General features: G+C 67.1%; 17 protein-coding genes. 7 read left to right on the top strand and 10 right to left on the bottom strand.

Annotated features, from left to right (window positions below; genetic code table 11):
- Nucleotides 1-108: 108 nt before the first annotated feature.
- On the bottom strand, nt 109-2,796 hold the full coding sequence (gene acnA / locus ACE3Q6_RS01920) for an aconitate hydratase AcnA (RefSeq protein ID WP_374427332.1): 2,688 nt from the start codon (nt 2,794-2,796) through the stop codon (nt 109-111).
- 175 nt (nt 2,797-2,971) lie between these two features.
- On the opposite strand from acnA, the gene ACE3Q6_RS01915 reads away from it, so the two are divergent.
- The gene (locus ACE3Q6_RS01915; RefSeq protein ID WP_374427330.1) at nt 2,972-3,667 is read left to right on the top strand and encodes a DUF1223 domain-containing protein; all 696 of its coding nucleotides are present in this window, start codon (nt 2,972-2,974) and stop codon (nt 3,665-3,667) included.
- A 30-nt stretch (nt 3,668-3,697) separates the two neighbouring features.
- Here ACE3Q6_RS01915 and ACE3Q6_RS01910 read toward each other — a convergent pair whose 3' ends face one another.
- Together ACE3Q6_RS01910 and ACE3Q6_RS01905 are read right to left on the bottom strand one after the other, a co-directional pair.
- Nucleotides 3,698-4,585, bottom strand: a complete 888-nt coding sequence (locus ACE3Q6_RS01910) for a lysophospholipid acyltransferase family protein (RefSeq protein ID WP_374427327.1) — start codon at nt 4,583-4,585, stop codon at nt 3,698-3,700.
- Between the two features lie 5 nt (nt 4,586-4,590).
- Complete coding sequence (locus ACE3Q6_RS01905) at nt 4,591-5,475, bottom strand: DMT family transporter (RefSeq protein ID WP_374427324.1); 885 nt, start codon at nt 5,473-5,475, stop codon at nt 4,591-4,593.
- Between the two features lie 153 nt (nt 5,476-5,628).
- On the opposite strand from ACE3Q6_RS01905, the gene ACE3Q6_RS01900 reads away from it, so the two are divergent.
- The gene (locus ACE3Q6_RS01900; protein ID WP_374427321.1) at nt 5,629-6,207 is read left to right on the top strand and encodes an outer membrane beta-barrel protein; all 579 of its coding nucleotides are present in this window, start codon (nt 5,629-5,631) and stop codon (nt 6,205-6,207) included.
- Between the two features lie 74 nt (nt 6,208-6,281).
- Here the strand turns inward: ACE3Q6_RS01900 and ACE3Q6_RS01895 are convergent, their stop codons facing one another.
- The 6 genes from ACE3Q6_RS01895 to ACE3Q6_RS01870 all read right to left on the bottom strand — a co-directional run bounded on the left by ACE3Q6_RS01895 (nt 6,282) and on the right by ACE3Q6_RS01870 (nt 10,550).
- On the bottom strand, nt 6,282-7,358 hold the full coding sequence (locus ACE3Q6_RS01895) for a flagellar motor switch protein FliG (protein WP_374427316.1): 1,077 nt from the start codon (nt 7,356-7,358) through the stop codon (nt 6,282-6,284).
- Between the two features lie 63 nt (nt 7,359-7,421).
- Nucleotides 7,422-7,586 (bottom strand): adenylosuccinate lyase, encoded by a 165-nt coding sequence (locus ACE3Q6_RS01890; protein ID WP_374427313.1) that lies wholly within the window; start codon nt 7,584-7,586, stop codon nt 7,422-7,424.
- 18 nt (nt 7,587-7,604) lie between these two features.
- Entirely contained in the window at nt 7,605-8,153 is a 549-nt protein-coding gene (locus tag ACE3Q6_RS01885; RefSeq protein WP_374427310.1) for a tetratricopeptide repeat protein, read from the bottom strand.
- A gap of 98 nt (nt 8,154-8,251) precedes the next feature.
- A complete protein-coding gene (gene purB, locus ACE3Q6_RS01880) occupies nt 8,252-9,556 on the bottom strand; it encodes an adenylosuccinate lyase (protein WP_374427303.1) in 1,305 nt (434 codons plus the stop codon).
- 65 nt (nt 9,557-9,621) lie between these two features.
- On the bottom strand, nt 9,622-10,185 hold the full coding sequence (locus ACE3Q6_RS01875; protein WP_374427300.1) for a hypothetical protein: 564 nt from the start codon (nt 10,183-10,185) through the stop codon (nt 9,622-9,624).
- Nucleotides 10,182-10,550: a hypothetical protein gene (locus ACE3Q6_RS01870; protein WP_374427297.1), complete on the bottom strand. Its 369-nt coding sequence runs from the start codon at nt 10,548-10,550 to the stop codon at nt 10,182-10,184. The genes ACE3Q6_RS01875 and ACE3Q6_RS01870 overlap by 4 nt, the downstream gene beginning before the upstream one ends.
- Before the next feature lie 75 nt (nt 10,551-10,625).
- On the opposite strand from ACE3Q6_RS01870, the gene ACE3Q6_RS01865 reads away from it, so the two are divergent.
- Entirely contained in the window at nt 10,626-11,195 is a 570-nt protein-coding gene (locus ACE3Q6_RS01865) for a TetR family transcriptional regulator (protein WP_374427294.1), read from the top strand.
- A gap of 4 nt (nt 11,196-11,199) precedes the next feature.
- Nucleotides 11,200-12,102, top strand: coding sequence for an endonuclease/exonuclease/phosphatase family protein (locus tag ACE3Q6_RS01860; protein ID WP_374427291.1), 903 nt, complete (start codon nt 11,200-11,202; stop codon nt 12,100-12,102).
- A gap of 33 nt (nt 12,103-12,135) precedes the next feature.
- Here the strand turns inward: ACE3Q6_RS01860 and dddP are convergent, their stop codons facing one another.
- Nucleotides 12,136-13,470, bottom strand: coding sequence for a dimethylsulfonioproprionate lyase DddP (dddP, locus tag ACE3Q6_RS01855; RefSeq protein WP_374427288.1), 1,335 nt, complete (start codon nt 13,468-13,470; stop codon nt 12,136-12,138).
- Nucleotides 13,471-13,593: 123 nt separating this feature from the next.
- Between dddP and ACE3Q6_RS01850 the strand changes: the two genes are divergently transcribed.
- Genes ACE3Q6_RS01850 through ACE3Q6_RS01840 form a run of 3 tightly spaced genes read left to right on the top strand, consistent with a single transcriptional unit; the run spans nt 13,594 to nt 15,859 of the window.
- Nucleotides 13,594-14,391, top strand: a complete 798-nt coding sequence (locus ACE3Q6_RS01850) for a DUF3445 domain-containing protein (RefSeq protein ID WP_374427285.1) — start codon at nt 13,594-13,596, stop codon at nt 14,389-14,391.
- Nucleotides 14,388-14,984: an NAD(P)H-dependent oxidoreductase gene (locus ACE3Q6_RS01845; RefSeq protein ID WP_374427282.1), complete on the top strand. Its 597-nt coding sequence runs from the start codon at nt 14,388-14,390 to the stop codon at nt 14,982-14,984. The genes ACE3Q6_RS01850 and ACE3Q6_RS01845 overlap by 4 nt, the downstream gene beginning before the upstream one ends.
- A complete protein-coding gene (locus tag ACE3Q6_RS01840; RefSeq protein WP_374427279.1) occupies nt 14,984-15,859 on the top strand; it encodes an alpha/beta fold hydrolase in 876 nt (291 codons plus the stop codon). Before ACE3Q6_RS01845 ends, ACE3Q6_RS01840 begins: the two co-directional genes overlap by 1 nt.
- The last annotated feature ends 110 nt before the right edge of the window (nt 15,860-15,969 follow it).

Raw genomic sequence — 15,969 nt, 5'->3', positions numbered from 1 at the left:
CAAGCCTTCTGGCTGTTGGATATGGCCAGACTGCGCGCAAAGATCGGAACAAAAAGTGAAGGCCCGGGGGTTGCCCGGGCCCTCCTTGGAAACAATCGGTTTCCGAAATCAGGACGCCGCGAGGTTCCGCAGCACGTAGTGCAAGACGCCCCCGTTCTCGACGTATTCGATCTCGATGGCGGTATCGATCCGGCACTTGAGCTGGATCACCTTCTCGGTCCCGTCGGCGTAGCGGATGGTGCAGGGGACGGTGCTGAGGGGTTTCAGCCCGCCCTCCAGCCCGCCGATGCTGACCACCTCGTCCCCCTTCAGGCCGAGGGTCTTGCGGTTCTCGCCGGGCATGAACTCGAACGGGATGACGCCCATGCCGACGAGGTTCGACCGGTGGATGCGCTCGAAGGACTCGGCGATCACGGCCTTGACGCCCAGAAGCGCGGTGCCCTTGGCCGCCCAGTCGCGCGAGGAGCCCGCGCCGTATTCGATGCCGCCGAAGATCACCAGCGGCGTGCCCTGCGCCTGGTAGGCCATCGAGGCGTCGTAGATCGAGGTCTGCTGCCCGTCCGGCCCCTTGGTGTAGCCGCCTTCGACGCCATCCAGCATCTCGTTCTTGATGCGGATATTGGCGAAGGTGCCGCGCATCATCACTTCATGGTTGCCGCGCCGGGCGCCGTAGGAGTTGAACTCGCTGACCGGAACTTGCCGTTCCGTCAGGTACTTGCCGGCCGGAGTTGAAGCCTTGAATGAACCGGCAGGGGAGATGTGGTCGGTGGTGATCATGTCGCCCAGAAGCGCCAGCACCCGCGCGCCGGTGATGTTCTTGATCACGCCCGGCGTCGCCGACATGCCCTGGAAGTAGGGCGGGTTCTGGATGTAGGTCGAGGTCGGCGGCCAGTCGTAGACCTCGCTATCGGTGATCTGCACGCCCTGCCACTTGGCATCGCCCTTGAACACGTCGGCGTATTTCTTCTGGAAGTCTTCGCGCGTGACGACCGCGTGGACGATGTCGGCGATTTCCTTGTTCGTGGGCCAAATGTCCTTGAGGTAGACCGGCTGGCCGTTCGACCCGGTGCCCAGGGGTTCGGTGGTCAGGTCGATGTTCATGTCCCCGGCCAGCGCATAGGCCACGACCAGGGGCGGCGAGGCGAGGTAGTTGGCTCGGACGTCGGGCGAGATGCGGCCCTCGAAGTTGCGGTTGCCCGACAGGACGGCGGCGGCCACGAGGTCACCCTCGTTGATCGCTTTGGAGATCTCGGGCTGCAGCGGGCCGGAGTTGCCGATGCAGGTGGTGCAGCCGTAGCCCACCAGGTTGAAGCCCACGGCGTCGAGGTCCTCCTGCAGGCCGGCGGCGTTCAGGTATTCCGACACGACCTGGGACCCGGGGGCGAGCGAGGTCTTCACCCAGGGCTCGCGGTTCAGACCCAGGGCACGGGCCTTCCGCGCGACGAGGCCCGCGCCGATCAGCACGTAGGGGTTCGAGGTGTTGGTGCAGGAGGTGATCGAGGCGATCACGACCTTGCCCGACGACAGCTTGTAGTCCTGGCCTTCCACGGCGACTTCCACGCCCTGCGGGCGCTTGAAGCTGGCGTCCATCTCCTTGGCAAAGCTGGATTTTGCCTCGGTCAGCGGCAGGTAGTCCTGCGGGCGCTTCGGGCCCGAGATCGCCGGGACGATGGTCGACATGTCGAGATGCAGCGTCGAGGTGTAGATCGGATCATAGTCCGGCCCCCGCCACATGCCGTTCGCCTTGGCATAGGCCTCGACCAGCGCGATGCGGGCGGTGTCGCGGCCCGTCATGTGCATGTAGCGCAGCGTCTCGTCGTCGATCGGGAAGAAGCCGCAGGTGGCACCATATTCCGGTGCCATGTTGGCGATGGTCGCGCGGTCGGCGAGGGGGAGGTGGTCGAGGCCCTCGCCGTAGAATTCGACGAATTTGTTCACCACGCCGTGCTTGCGCAGCATCTGGACGACCTTCAGGACGAGGTCGGTGGCCGTGGTGCCTTCGCGCATGGCGCCGGTCAGCTTGAAGCCCACGACCTCGGGGATCAGCATCGACACGGGCTGGCCCAGCATCGCCGCCTCCGCCTCGATCCCGCCGACGCCCCAGCCGAGGACGGCGAGGCCGTTGACCATGGTCGTATGCGAGTCGGTACCGACAAGGGTGTCGGGGTAGGCCACGAGGTTGCCGTCCTGGTCGGTGTCGGTCCAGACGGTCTGGGCCAGGTATTCCAGGTTCACCTGGTGGCAGATGCCGGTGCCGGGGGGCACGACGCGGAAGTTGTTGAAGGCGTTCTGGCCCCATTTCAGGAAGACGTAACGCTCCATGTTCCGCTCGTATTCGCGGTCCACGTTCATCTGGAAGGCGCGGGGGTGGCCGAATTCGTCGATCATCACCGAGTGGTCGATCACCAGGTCGACGGGGACCAGCGGGTTGATCTTCGCGGCCGAGCCCTTCAGGCCCTTGATGCCGTCGCGCATCGCGGCCAGGTCCACGACGGCCGGCACGCCGGTGAAGTCCTGCATCAGCACGCGGGCGGGGCGGTAGGCGATCTCGATCGGGTTCTGGCCCTTCTGCTTGCCCCAGGTCGAGAAGGCCTTGATGTCGTCGACGGTGACGGTCTTGGCATCCTCGAACCGCAGCATGTTCTCCAGCACCACCTTCAGCGAGGCAGGGAGGCGCGAGAACTCACCCAGTCCGGCCTCTTCGGCGGCGGGGATGGAATAGTAGTGGACCGTCTGGCCCCCGGCAGTCAGGGTCTTGCGGGTCTTCGACAGGTCGTGTCCAACGGTGACGGTCATCTATGGCTCCTTCGGAAGGCGGCTGGCCCGGCTTGTATACCATTGTATGCCGAATATCCAGCCCCGGTTTGCGGCTTTCCTACAGCATATGACAGGTCTCTCGCAAAACCTTGATTGGCTCGCGCCACCGCGGCTTCCTATAACGAGGCGGGGATAAAGGATCAGGATAGGAACCATGCGACATTTCGTCAGCGCCGCTTGCGGGTTGTGGCTTGCGGCCGTGGCGCAGGTCCAGGCCGAGCCGGTGGTGGTGGTCGAGCTTTACACGTCGCAAGGCTGTTCCTCCTGTCCGCCGGCGGATGAGTTCGTGTCGATGCTGGCCGCGAATCCTCAGATTCTGCCCCTGGCGCTGCATGTCGACTATTGGGACTACATTGGCTGGGCCGACAAGTTCGCGCATCCGAAGTTCACCGACCGCCAGCGCGCCTATGCCAAGGCGGTGGGGTCGCGGACGATCTACACGCCGCAGCTGATCATCGGCGGGGCCGACCGGATCGAGGGCTTCGCGCCCGAGGAGACGGCGGAACGGCTGCGGGCGCATCTGGAAGCGGGGACGCCGGTGCGGCTGACCGTCACGCGCGAGGGGGACAAGCTGGTGATCCGGGCCGACGCCGATCCGCCGCTGGACGAACCCGTGCGGGTGCAGCTTGTCCGCTACAAGCCCGAAGAGACGGTGACGATCGAGCGGGGCGAGAATGCCGGCAAGACGGTCACCTACACCAACATCGTGACCTCGTGGGAGCGGATCGGCGACTGGTCGGGCCGCGAACCCCTGGAACTGACGGCGCCCTTCCCGGGCGACGAGCCGGGCGCGGTGATCGTCCAGCACGAGGGGCCGGCGGCGATCCTGGCGGCGGCGCGCGTCGATTGACCTGGGGTAGGGTGGGCGATACCGCTCACCTTACGACTGCGATCCCTTCCAGCGCCGGTGGATCCAGAACCACTGCCCGGGCTGCGCGAGGACCCGCGCCTCGAGCGCCTTCGTCACCGCGCCCATCATCGTCTCCGGGTCGCTGTGCGGCACGGGCGCGTCGAGCTCGACCCGGAAGCCCAGGCCGTCCGGCTGGCGGATGGCGAAGAAGGGGATGAGGTCGGCCTTGAACCGCAGCGCAAGTTCCGCCGCCGACAGCGCGGTGCGTGCCGGCTGGCCCAGGAAGTCCAGCGGCGGGGCGCGGGACACGTCCTGATCGAAGAGCAGCACCAACTGCCCGCCCGCCTTCAGGTGGCGCACGAAACCCGCCGTTCCGGCGCGACCCTGCGGGAAGACCGGGCCGCCGAAGGCCTCCATCGTGCGGACGTAATGCGCGTTGAAATAGCGGTTCGACAGGTTGCGGTAGAGCCCGCCGATCTGGAACCCGCGCGCAACGAGGGCGGCCCGCGCCGCTTCGTAATTGCCGAAATGCCCGGACACCAGGATCACCGGCCGCTTCGCCTGCTGTGCGGCCTTGAGTGCCGCGTAGCCCGGCCCGGTCGGCTCGACCCCCGAGGCGCGCCTGGTGAAGGCGCGGGTGGAGTAGTTCTCGATCAGCGTCCGCCCGGCGTTGTCGAGCGAGGCTGCGGCGATTGCCTCCCGCTCGGCCAGCGGGCGGTCCGGCCAGACCAGCGCCAGGTTCTCCAGCGCGCGGTCGCGGTAGCCCGCGAACGGGCCGATCACGCGGCGCATCATCCAGCCCATCAGACCGACCCGCCAGGCATAGGGCAGGGCGAGCGCGATGCCGATCAGCCCGCGCGCGGCGAGGTTGACCAGGAAATGGTCGGGACGGAAGGGGGGCTCGGCGTCGTCTGACATGCTGCCTACACTTCGCCGGTCCCGCGCGGGGCCCGGTTTTCTCGATGCCAGACATAAAGTCCCGCCCCCACGATCACAAGCGCACCGATCACGGTCCAACGGTCGGGCCATTGGTCGTAAAGCACCGCGCCCCAGAAGGTCGCGAAGACGATCCCGAGATAGGCGAAGGGCGCCACGACCGAGGCTTCGGTGATGGAAAAGCTGCGGATGATGCAGAGCTGCGCCCCGGTCCCCAGGCAGGCGATGAGGCCGAACTTCCACAGATCGCCGGTCGCCACCGGCTCCCACACGAAAGGGAGCGCAAGGCCCGCGACGATGGTCCCGAAAAGGGCCGCATAGACCATCGAGGCCCAGACGCTTTCCTGCGCGCCGATCTTGCGGGTCAGAAGCGCCGAGGTCGCGTAAGAGAGCGCGCAGAGAAGCGGCAGGACCGCCCACCAGGTGAAGACCCCCGCGCCGGGCCGGATCACGATCAGCGCGCCGATGAGCGCGACGACGACGCCCGCGATGCGTCTTGGGCCAAGTCTTTCGCCCAGGAACAGCGCCGCGCCAAGGGTGATCAGGACCGGGTTGATGTCGGCGATGGCGGTGGCTTCGGCAAGGCCGATGAAGGGCAGCGACAGGAAGAAGAAGGTCGTCGCACCGAACTGCGAGGCCGAACGCCAGAAGTGCAGCACCGGAAAGCGCGTGCGCAGGACCGCGCCAAGCTGGTGGCGGAGGATCAGAAGGACGAGGAGCAATTGCCCTGCGAAGCGCACCCAGATCACCTGCGGGGCCGGGTAGCGCTCGATCAGTCCCTTGGCGGTGGCATCCATCGCGGTGAAGAGGAAGATCGCGAGGATCATGAGCGCCACGCCGCGCGTGACTTGGGATAAGGGGGCGGCGGACATGGGGCGGTTCTAGTGGGTAGCGCGGGCGGGGACAAGGGTGGCAGGCACAGCTGCCGGGACCCGCAAGACCCCGGCGGGTGGGGAATTCATGGCTTGGAATGTCACATGGTTGTGCGACGATGCCGCCATTCAGGTTCTTCAGGAGATTGCGTCATGAAACATGTCTTGGCTGCAGCATTCGTCTTTTCCGCGGGCGTTGCCCAGGCCGGTGGGCCGGTCGTCGTGGCCGATGATCCGGTGGTCGAGGCCCCGGCGGAGATGGCGTCCGACTTTGACTGGACCGGGGTCTATGCCGGTGTTTCCGTCGTGAGCGGCAGCTTCTCGGATGGCTTCACCGACTATGACACCTCGGGCTACGGCCTTCAGGCAGGCTATCTGCGCGACTTCGGCAAGTGGGTCATCGGCGGAGAGCTGTCCTATTCCAAGGGCGATTACGGCGACCTGGCCCCGGCGTCGGACTGGGACGCAACGCGGCTGAAGCTGATCGGCGGTTACGGCGCGGGGCGGCTGATGCCCTATGCCTTCGTCGGTGCCACCAAATACAACGTCAACCAGGCGACGCCCTACTCGGATACGATGGCGAATTACGGCATCGGCGCCCGCTACGCCTTCGGGGCCAGTGGCAAGGTCGTCGTGGGGCTGGAGTACATGGTCGAGAACAAGACGGCGTTCGACGACAACTTCGACCTCGACAACCGGGAAGTGGCGCTGCGGCTGGACTACCGGTTCTAGACCGACTGCCTTCGCATCCGGCCAGCGTTCGCGGCATGGCCGCGGCCCTTGGCCAAGTCGCCGGGCCGGGCGGGCTATTCCTCCTCCTCCTGGATGAGGGTGATCTCGCCCGAAGTCTCCAGCGTGCGGATCGCGCCGATGATGGCGTTCATCGCCTCTTCGGCGTCCTTGTCCTTGATCTTGCCGCGCGCGCCCATCTCTTCGCGCAGGCCCTGGGCCAGGCGTTGCGATATGTTGGCCAGGATGAACTCGGCCGCCTCTTCCAGTCCGGGCTTGCCCATGGCGGCCGCAAGCGCGGTGACGAGCTGCGGCTGTTCCACGAGGCGGGTGATCTTCGGCGTGTCGCGCGGGTTCAGGCGGGCGGGGATGTGGACGAAAGTGAAGATCGCCTTCCTGACCTCGGCCGCGAAGGCCGCGTCTTCAGCCTCAAGCCCCTGCAGCACTTCATCGCGGGTAAGCGAGGGCGAGACGTTCAGGATCGCGCCGACCCGTTCCACCGGGCCCTGGTCGAAGGCCTTGGGCGGCTGGTTGTCCAGCTCGGCCAGGAGCGCCGCCCCGATGCGGCGGACGGTTTCGGGATCGACGTTGCCGGTCATCGAGACCGCATAGGCCACGCGGCGGGCGCGGTCGCCGGGAAGCTTGCCCAAAAGCTCGGCCGCCTTGCCGACGGGCAACTTCGACAACATGACGGCCCCGACTTCCACCGCTTCGTTCACCAAGATCGGGAGGAGCCGGTCGGGCGGCAGCTGGGTGATCCGCTCCCACGGGTCGATCTTGGAGGAGGTGGAGGACATCCGCCGCAGCCGCTGGGCGGCGGATTGCGAGATATGGCCATCCATCATCGCAAGCGCCCCTTCGATGCCGCCGGGGAAAGCAAGGCCCACGGCTTCAAGCTCGGCGAGGAATTCGCCCACCACCTCGTCCAGAGTGGTGCGATCGACAAGGCGCATGTGCCCCATCTGTTCGGCGAGCGCGGCCTGCATGTGTTCGGGAAGGGATGACAGGGGCAGCGAGGTGCCTTCGGTCAGAAGGTAACGCACGATCACGGCCGCCTTCTGCCGCGGGGTCAGGACCCGCTTCGGAAGCGGCGGGATCGTGGCGATCCGGCGTTCGGGGGTGATCCGGGCCAGGGGCACCATGTCTTGCGGCATCGGGTCCTCATCGATTCGACGAGGTCAGCCTAGGTGCCCCCGGTTAACGGGTGCTTGACCGGATCAGCTGGAGGGGGTCTCGACGCAGGCGCCCTTGGCGGCATCCCAGGTCGTGCCGGCCATGCAGCTGGCGGCGGTCTGTTCCATCTGCTTGCCCGCGCATTGCGCAAAGGCAAAGCCGGGGAGAAGGGCAATCGCCAGGGCGGCGAGGGTCGTCGTCGTCTTCATGGTCGTCCTCCTTTGGGTTCAGTATGTGGTGGTCACTCCGCTGGTAATGGCCTGGGCCAGCGCGGTTTCGGCCCAGGTGCCGCGACCGCCTGCGCCGCGGATGGCGTCAAGCTGGGCCTCGGCCATCTGCATCTCGTCCATCTGGACCAGAAGCTGTCCGTAGTAGCTGCGCGCGAGGATGTTCGCAGGGTCCATCGCGATGGCGCGTTCATAGGCGGCGATGCCTTCCTCGATCCGGCCGGTCTGGCGGAGAAGAAAGCCCCGGTAGGTCATGACGCGGCTCGTCTCGCCCTCGGTCATCGTGGCGAGGATCGCCAGTGCCTCGTCATGCCGGCCGGCATAGGCAAGCTCGCGGACCGCCCCGAAACGCTGGTCGTCATTCAGGCTTGAGTCCTCGGGCTTGATGCAGGCTTCGGTCTTCTCGTCCCAGACCGTGCCTTCCTCGCACTGGGTGGTGGTCTCAGTGGGGGTCGGAGGCTCGCTGTCGTCGCTGCCGGCGGCGCGGGTGGGGGCGGGCGACAGGACGAAGGCCGCGATCGACAGGGTAGCGGCAAGGATCATGCGCATCGGCGGACCTTTCGGCAATTTCCCGAAAGGTAGCATGATTGTCGCCAAGGCAAGAACGGAAAGCGCCGACCGCTCCCCCGGGGCCGATCACGCTTGCGTCAGGTGCCGAAGACGCGGGCGAAGATCGTGTCGACGTGCTTGGTGTGGTAGCCGAGGTCGAACTTCTCTTCGATTTCCGCCGGCGAGAGGGCCGCAGTGACTTCGGGGTCACCCAGAAGCTCGGTCTTGAAATCCGCGCCCTTCTCCCAGACCTTCATCGCGTTGCGCTGCACCAGCCGGTAGCTGTCCTCGCGGCTGACACCGGCCTGGGTCAGCGCCAGAAGCACGCGCTGGGACATGACCAGGCCTTTGAACTTGTTGAGGTTCTTCAGCATGTTCTCGGGGTAGACCACCAGCTTTTCAACGACGCCGGCCAGCCGGTGCAGCGCGAAGTCCAGCGTGATCGTCGTGTCCGGGCCGATCATCCGTTCCACGGAGGAATGCGAGATGTCCCGCTCATGCCACAGCGCCACGTTCTCCAGCGCCGGAACCACGGCCATCCGCACCAGGCGGGCAAGGCCCGTCAGGTTCTCGGTCAGCACGGGGTTGCGCTTGTGCGGCATGGCGGACGAGCCCTTCTGGCCGGGCGAGAAGAATTCCTCGGCCTCCAGCACCTCGGTCCGCTGCATGTGGCGGATCTCGATGGCGACGTTTTCGATCGAGGACGCGATCACGCCCAGAGTGGCGAAGAACATCGCATGGCGGTCGCGGGGGATGACCTGGGTCGAGATCGGCTCGGGCACGAGGCCAAGCTGGGCGCAGACATGTTCCTCGACGCGCGGGTCGATGTTGGCAAAGGTCCCCACCGCACCCGAGATCGCGCCCGTCGCCACCTCGGCGCGGGCCGCCACGAGGCGGTCGCGGTTGCGCTTCATCTCGGCGTAGAAGCGGGCGAAGGTCAGGCCCATCGTCGTCGGCTCGGCATGGATGCCGTGGCTGCGGCCGATGCGCACCGTGTCCTTGTGCTCGAAGGCGCGGGCCTTCAGCGCGGCCAGCACCCGGTCGAGGCCCTTCAGCAGAAGGTCGGCCGCGCGGACAAGCTGGATGTTCAGCGTGGTGTCCAGGACGTCCGAGGAGGTCATCCCCTGGTGGACGAAACGCGCCTCGTCGTTGCCGATGATCTCGGCCAGGTGGGTCAGGAAGGCGATCACGTCGTGCTTGGTCACGGCCTCGATCTCGTCGATGCGGGCCACGTCGAAGGGAACGTCCTTGGCGCGCCAGACGGCACGGGCGTTTTCCTTGGGGATCACCCCCAGCGCGGCCTGGGCGTCGCAGGCATGGGCCTCGATCTCGAACCAGATCTTGAAACGGGTTTCCGGGGACCAGATCGCCACCATCTCGGGGCGGGAATAGCGCGGGATCATCGGGGAACTCCGGAAACAGGCGTCGGTTGCGCCCCCTTAATCCGCAGACCGCCGGGGTGCAAGCATCAGGGGAAGGCGGCGATCAGCGCGGGAGGGATGGCCAGCGGCACGACCAGCCCGGCAAGAAGCGACACCAGCGCCGCGGCGACCATGGCCCCCGCGGCCAGCACCGCGCGGCCCAAGGCCGGTTTCCGGCGCGAGAGCGGGACGGACAGATGCGCGAAGACGGCCAGCACGGCCAGGCCGTAGTAGGCCGCGAAGACAGCGGGCCATGGGGCAGGGGCGTGCAGTCCGGCCGCGGCGAAGGCGAGGTCAGTTTCGGTGCCTTGCAGGCGGGCGGACAGGACCGCGGCCAGATGGATCGCCAGGAACAGCGCCAGGTAGCCGCCCGAGACGGTCTGCAGGGTCAGGCGGGGTCGCCGCGCAAGAAGCGCGATCCCCAGCGCGGCCTGGACCGCGACGGCGGCCAGGAGGATCGGCTCGACCAACGGATGACGATAGACAAGCCGCAGGATTTCCTGTGCCGCGCCGTGGGTCTCTTGCCCGGCAAGCCCGGCCAGGTGGTTGCCCAGATGCAGCGCAAGGAAGAGCCCCAGCCCGACCGCCAGCGCGCGGTGAACCCGTCTCATGCAAGCCCGACCAGCGCCAGCGCTGCGATGCTCAGGAAGGCCAGCCATTGCGGCAGGACCCAGACCGTTCCCAACCGTTTCTGGCCGTAGAACAGGAAGAGGATCGCGAAGGACAGGAAAAGCGCCACCGGCAGCGCGGCCAGCGCCCATGCGACCTGGGGCAAAAGGCCTGCCGCGATCAGGGCGAGACCGCCCAGAGCCATGACCGCAGTGGCGGCGTGCCAGACCACCGACCAGACCGCCTTTGCCGGGTCGGGCCAGCGCGCCGCGACCATAGGCCGATGAATCTCGCGCCCACCGGGGAAGATATGGACAAGATCAAGAACAAGTGCGGCAAGGCCGGCGGTCATGAGCCAGGGGTTCATCGCAACCTCCATACGGTTGCGTATGGTCTAGCCGAGCCGCTGGACCTTTTCCATACGCCTGCGTATGTTCGCCGCATGAGCAAGGCCGACGCGAAATCCCGACTGGGCCGCACCGACTGGGTGCTGGCCGCGCTGCGCGCGCTGGTGCGGGGCGGGATCGGTGCCGTCAGGGTCGAAGCGCTGGCGCGTGACATCGGTGCGACCAAGGGCTCTTTTTATTGGCATTTCAAGGATCTCCGCGAACTTCATCAGGTGATGCTTGAGCTGTGGGAAGATGTCGCCACCCATCGGATCACGGGCGCGGTGCAGGCGTCCGGCCTTGATCCGCGGGGGCAACTGATGCTTCTGGCCGACATGGTCTCGGTCCGTCCGGGCGAGGCGATGGGCGGGATCGAGATCGAGCCAGCCCTGCGCGACTGGGGCCGCAATGACCCCCGCGCCCGGGCCGTGCTCGAGCGGGTGGACCGTCAGCGGCTAAAGGATCTGACGGGGTTCTTGCGCGCGGCCGGTGTCGCGGACGGCGAACTGTTGCCAAAGGCGCAACTCATTTATGCCGCAGTGATCGGGTTAGAGCAGTTGAGACTGACAACCGGGGTTGAGATGGGGCCCGCCTTGCGCGGTTTGGTGAAACGGTTGGTGGAGTGACGGGATGCGGCGCGGACGAGTGGTGGAAGACGAGAACAGGGGCTGGCAGCAGGCGATCGGCATTGCGCTGGGCCTTTCGGTGCTGGCGTTGGTCGCGGGCTACCTGGGCTTTCTGCATCCCCTCGGCGATTCGCTGTCGGTCGGACGGGGCATCGCGGCGGTTGCTGTCCTGATCCTTGCGGTCTTCGCCAGCTTCGCAGGGCTGCGGATGGCCGCCTTCGTCTCGATGCTGCTGGCGCTTCTGGCCTGCGTGCAGGTGATGCTGGCCTATTCCTGGCCGGGGGTGCCAGGGCGCTATACGGTCTATCAGAAGAACATGCTGTACCGGAACGCCGAGCTTCCTGCGCTGGAGGCTGACATCCGTGCCACCGATGCGCAGATCGTCACCCTGCAGGAGGTGTCGACCGCGAACCAGGCCCTGGTGGAGGCCTTGAGTGACATCTATCCGACGCGGCACGTCTGCCCCGGCGGCACCGTGGGCGGGCAGGCGATCCTGACCCGGCTGGACCCGGTCGCCGGGACAGCCTTCTGCGGGCCGAACATGGCGGCGCTGCAGGTGGTCGCCGGTGAGGAACGGTTCTGGCTGGTGTCGCTGCACCTCTACTGGCCCTGGCCCTACCGGCAGGCGGACCAGGTCGAACTGTTGCTGCCGATCCTCGACCGGCTGGAGGGGCATGTGGTGATGGCGGGGGACTTCAACATGGTGCGCTGGGCGAACTCGGTCACGCGACTGGCCGCCATCGTCGAGACTCGGCCGGCGGGACCGACCTTCGGCAGCTACATCGGCCTGTCGAAACTGGCCCCGCTGCCCATCGACCATGTCTTCGCCCCACAAAGCGGCCGCGTCACCCCCCGCCCGGCGCTGGGGTCGGACCACCTGGGCCTTCTGGCCGAGGTCGAGCTTTAAGAGTGTGCGGCGCGTCGCGGGTCGCGGACGGGATCAGCCCATGAGACGCGTGTCGAAGGGATAGCGGGTCAGCGTCTCGCAGCCCGTGGCGGTGATCAGCACCTGGTCTTCAAGCTTGATCGAGAAATCGCCGCCCTCGGGCGAGACCAGCGCCTCGACGCAAAGCACCATCCCCGGCTCCAGCGCCGCATCGAAGGCGCCCGGGATCCAGCCGTCGGGGTAGTGGACGTAGGGCCATTCGTCGCAAAGCCCGACCCCGTGCATCTTGCAGGAATATTTCTGCACCCAGTATTCCGGGGCAAGCTGGTGGCCCTGCATGACCAGTTCCTCGATGGTGACGCCGGGTTTGAGCCGCGCCTTGTGGTCGGCGATGTGGTCGAGCGCGTGGTGGAAGGCCGAAACCATCGCATTCGAGGGCCGCGCGTCGCCGACCCACCAGGTGCGGGAGATGTCGATGCAGAAGCCGTAGGCGCCGATCAGGTCGGTGTCGAAGGCGACGATCTCGTTGTTCTGCACCAGCCGCGGCCCGCATTCCTGGAACCAGGGGTTGGTCCGGGGGCCAGAGGCCAGGAGGCGCGTCTCGATCCATTCTCCGCCTCGCCGGATGTTGGCGGCGTGGAGTTCCGCCCAAATCGCGTCTTCGCTGACCGTCCCTGAGGGCACGTTGGCCCGCGTGAAGGCCTCCATCTCGGCAATCCCCGCCTCGCAGGCGTGGTGCGCACAGCGCATCGCCAGGATCTCGTCCGGGGTCTTCACCGCGCGGACGCGTTCGGTGACCTCCTCGCCTTCCTCGACCGTGAACCCGATCGCCTCCAGCGCGCGAAGGCCGTGGACCATGATCTTGTCCACCGCCAGCCGCCGGTTGCTCCCGGCATGGGCGCGCATAACCTCGTCCACCTGCCGCGCGAAGCCCTCGGCCGCCTGCTTCCCCGCGTCGCCGGTGGAGTTGTAGAAGAACGTCGCGCCCGACCGCAGCTCCTTCACCAGCGGGTTGAAGGTCACCAGGAAGGGCGAGTTCTTGTATTCCCACATCACCATATGCCCGTCTGCGCAGAGAAGGCAGGCCCGGAACGGGTTGTGCGTGTTCCAGAGCTGCATGTTCGTGGTGTCGGTCGCGTAGCGGATGTTGAGCGGGTCGAACATCAGCAAACCGCCATAGTCCCGCGCGACCAGCCCGGCCACGAGCCGCTTCCACCGGTCCTCGCGCATCCGGGCGAGGTTCGGGAGTTCCAGCCCCGCCGCCGCCCATTCCGCGAAGGCCAGCTGCGTCGGCCCGATTTCCACCCGGTCGTTGTCATTGGGGGTGCCGTCGCCCAAGGTCCCCCCGCGCGAAGGGTCGATCTTCCGGCGGTCGCGGTGATAGTCCATGAGGCCCCCCTGGTTCCCGTCCAGACTGCCCCGGCGGCAAGACCCCGCCTAAGCCAGCCGCGACGCATCTGGTCGCAAACGTGTTGGTTGCACCCCCGCGCGACCCGTGGTCAAAAGCCGCCCATGGCTGACCCGATGCAAGACGCCCCCATATTGCAGGACCGCCTGCCGCACTTGCCGTGGGTCGACCCGCGCACTCGGCGGCTGCCCGGGATCCTGCCGGTGGAGGGGCGGGACTGGCTGCGGATCGACGAGGCTTATGCACCCCAGATGGCCCTCAGGGACCGCCTGATCGCCGCGCGAGCCCCTGTCGTCCATGCGCTTCTGCCCGAGGCGCGGCCTGCGGCGGATGAGCTTTACGAAGCGGTCCTCGACTGGCTGCGCGAGGCCCCCGGATTCACGGTGTCCGCCACCAGCGTCACCCGGCCCGACGGCGTGACCGTGCCCTTGGACCCCACCCAACCGCTCCTGACCCTGGGTCGGCTGGTGCAGGAGGACCTTTGCCTGATGGAGGCGAGGGGCGAGGAATATGTGCTGACCGGCGGCATCCTCTGCTTCCCGGCGAGCTGGAGCCTGACCCAGAAGCTCGGCCGCCCGATGACCAGCATCCACGAGCCGGTGCCGGTCTATGACGCCGACATCGCCAAGCGCGTGGCGCGGCTTTTCGATGCGATCCGGCCCGAGCAGGCGCTGTGGCGGATGAACTACCTGACCTATGACGACTTCGTCCTGCACCAGCCGCGGGTCGAAGGCGACAAGCGCCCGCAACCCACGGACCACGTCTTCATCCGCTGCGAACGCCAGTGCCTTCTCCGTTTGCCGGTGACCCGCGCCGTGGTCTTCACCATCCACACCTACGTCGTCGATGCCGCCTCCGTGACACCCGAGGAGCTCTCCGCCCTCCGCGAGGCCGTGCATTGACCCGCTGCCTGATCGTCACAGCGCATCCCCTGCCGCGCAGCCTGACCACGCGGCTGGCCGCAACGGTCGAGGCCGAGGTGCGGGCGAAAGGGTGGGAGGTCACGCGGCGCGACCTTTATGACGGGTTCGACCCGGTCCTCAGCCCCGAAGAGCGCGCAGGCTACTACACGACGCCCGCCGCGACGCTGGAGACAGAGAAGCGCGAACTGGCCGAGGCGCAGGTAGTGATCCTCGTCTTCCCGACCTGGTGGTTCGGCTTTCCGGCGATCCTGAAAGGCTGGTACGACCGGGTCTGGACCCCCGGAATCGCCTTCGACCATTCGCCCGGCTTCGGTCCAATGATCCCGCGCCTGCACGGTCTGCGCGAGGTGCTGGCGGTGACCACGATGGGCGCGCCGCGCTGGATCGACTGGCTGGTCCTGCGCCAGCCGGTGAAACGGGTCCTTCGCTGGGCCATCCTGAAACCCTGCGCGCCGAAGGCTCGGCTGACCTGGCGCGTGCTCCACAATGCCGAACAGGTGGAAGAGCCGCGCCTTGCCGCGCTGGAAGCCCGCCTCAAGGCCGACCTCACCCGCATGGAACGGAGACTGTAATGCCCGGATTGATCCGCCGCACGCTTCTGATCGGAGGTGCCGCCGCTGTTGCGGCCGGAGGGATCGCCTTCTGGCGGCGCGGCTCGGCAGCCAGCGACATCGCCTATGGCGAGGATCCGCGGCAGGTGATGGACGTGACGCTTCCCGCCGGAGAGGGTCCGTTTCCCGTCCTGATGCTGATCCACGGGGGGGCCTTCAAGGTTGGCGACAAGACCGAGATGCCGATCTGGCTGGACCTTGTGGATGCCGGGATTGCCGTCGTCCGGATCAACTACCGCTTCTCCACTACAGCGAAATGGCCCGCGCAGGGTGAGGATTGCCTGGCCGCCGTCGTGCACCTCCAGCGCGAGGGAATGGCCCTGGGCCTTGACCCGTCGCGGCTGGTGCTGATGGGGTCATCCGCAGGGGCCTTCCTGGCGGTGTCGACGGCGCTGAGCCTTGTCGAGGTCGGGCTGAAGCCGCGGGGGGTGGTCAGCCTTTTCGGGCCGATGGATTTCTCGACGATGGACCAGGACATGAAGACATTGGGCCGGACGCCGCAGATGGGCTGGACCGATGCGGCGGACAGCGCGGAAAGCCAGCTTCTGGGCTATGCTGTGGGCGAGAAGCGCGAGGCGGCGCGGGCGATGGGCCCGGTCGGGCGGCTGTCGCGGCTGAAGGAACCGCTGCCGCCGATCCTGATCCGCCACGGCGACGCCGATCCCCTGATCGCGGACCTGCAAGCGAAGCGCCTGCGTGAGGCCTGGGTTGCCGCCGATCCGCAGGCCGAGGTGGACTACAAGCTTGTCCCCGGCGCGGGCCACGGCGGCGAGGCCTTCGAGACCGATCCGGTCAAGGCCGAGATCATGGCCTTCGTGCAGAAGGCGCTGGCCTGAGGTCAGTCCTCGGTCCCGATCCGCCGCAAGTCGCGCCCGCTGATCCAGAGCCAGAGCGCCCAGACCAGGGTGACGGGAAGCGCAAGGATGATGCTGGCCCAGCCGATCAG

Source organism: Tabrizicola sp. (assembly GCF_041913445.1).
Taxonomy (GTDB): Bacteria; Pseudomonadota; Alphaproteobacteria; order Rhodobacterales; family Rhodobacteraceae; genus Tabrizicola.
This window is presented reverse-complemented; position numbering and strand designations above follow the sequence as displayed.

Coding starts and splice junctions, on each gene's coding strand:
- ACE3Q6_RS01865 (WP_374427294.1), top strand. CDS start 10,626: ATGAGCAAGGCCGACGCGAAATCCCGACTGGGCCGCACCGACTGGGTG.
- ACE3Q6_RS01840 (WP_374427279.1), top strand. CDS start 14,984: ATGCCCGGATTGATCCGCCGCACGCTTCTGATCGGAGGTGCCGCCGCT.
- ACE3Q6_RS01860 (WP_374427291.1), top strand. CDS start 11,200: ATGCGGCGCGGACGAGTGGTGGAAGACGAGAACAGGGGCTGGCAGCAG.
- ACE3Q6_RS01900 (WP_374427321.1), top strand. CDS start 5,629: ATGAAACATGTCTTGGCTGCAGCATTCGTCTTTTCCGCGGGCGTTGCC.
- ACE3Q6_RS01890 (WP_374427313.1), bottom strand. CDS start 7,586: ATGAAGACGACGACGACCCTCGCCGCCCTGGCGATTGCCCTTCTCCCC.
- ACE3Q6_RS01850 (WP_374427285.1), top strand. CDS start 13,594: ATGGCTGACCCGATGCAAGACGCCCCCATATTGCAGGACCGCCTGCCG.
- ACE3Q6_RS01870 (WP_374427297.1), bottom strand. CDS start 10,550: ATGAACCCCTGGCTCATGACCGCCGGCCTTGCCGCACTTGTTCTTGAT.
- ACE3Q6_RS01915 (WP_374427330.1), top strand. CDS start 2,972: ATGCGACATTTCGTCAGCGCCGCTTGCGGGTTGTGGCTTGCGGCCGTG.
- ACE3Q6_RS01895 (WP_374427316.1), bottom strand. CDS start 7,358: ATGCCGCAAGACATGGTGCCCCTGGCCCGGATCACCCCCGAACGCCGG.
- ACE3Q6_RS01910 (WP_374427327.1), bottom strand. CDS start 4,585: ATGTCAGACGACGCCGAGCCCCCCTTCCGTCCCGACCATTTCCTGGTC.
- ACE3Q6_RS01875 (WP_374427300.1), bottom strand. CDS start 10,185: ATGAGACGGGTTCACCGCGCGCTGGCGGTCGGGCTGGGGCTCTTCCTT.
- ACE3Q6_RS01905 (WP_374427324.1), bottom strand. CDS start 5,475: ATGTCCGCCGCCCCCTTATCCCAAGTCACGCGCGGCGTGGCGCTCATG.
- dddP (WP_374427288.1), bottom strand. CDS start 13,470: ATGGACTATCACCGCGACCGCCGGAAGATCGACCCTTCGCGCGGGGGG.
- acnA (WP_374427332.1), bottom strand. CDS start 2,796: ATGACCGTCACCGTTGGACACGACCTGTCGAAGACCCGCAAGACCCTG.
- ACE3Q6_RS01885 (WP_374427310.1), bottom strand. CDS start 8,153: ATGCGCATGATCCTTGCCGCTACCCTGTCGATCGCGGCCTTCGTCCTG.
- purB (WP_374427303.1), bottom strand. CDS start 9,556: ATGATCCCGCGCTATTCCCGCCCCGAGATGGTGGCGATCTGGTCCCCG.